Source organism: Aeromonas sp. SCS5 (assembly GCF_001887375.1).
GTDB classification, from domain to species: Bacteria; Pseudomonadota; Gammaproteobacteria; order Enterobacterales; family Aeromonadaceae; genus Aeromonas; species Aeromonas jandaei.
Genome location: NZ_LFCS01000036.1, coordinates 1 through 274 on the forward strand (window position 1 = coordinate 1; position 274 = coordinate 274).

A 274-nucleotide genomic window follows, 5' to 3' on the forward strand; every position below is an offset into this window, starting at 1 on the left:
TTGCTGCCGGTGAGGTCCCCCTCATCCAGAGACACGCCTTTGCCCGGAATAAAGCTAGGTGCCTTGCCATCCGCGATGGTAAGCGGCAGCGTGGTACCGATGCGATCGCCATCCTTGTCGGCCAGGGTGACCGCCAGCGGCAGGTTGAGGGATTCGCTCCCCTTGTGATCCAGCTCACCACTCAGGGTGACCTTGGCGGTGACGCTCCAGTTACCGTTGTTGTCGACCAAGCTCAGCTCGGCGCGCAGGATCTCGCGACCATCTGCCGTGGTGC

At 62.8% G+C, this 274-nt stretch carries 1 protein-coding gene; it reads right to left on the bottom strand.

Features of this window, described 5'->3' with window-relative positions:
• On the bottom strand, nt 1-274 hold a 274-nt coding region (locus BS300_RS20845; protein ID WP_143241879.1), incomplete at both ends, for a hypothetical protein.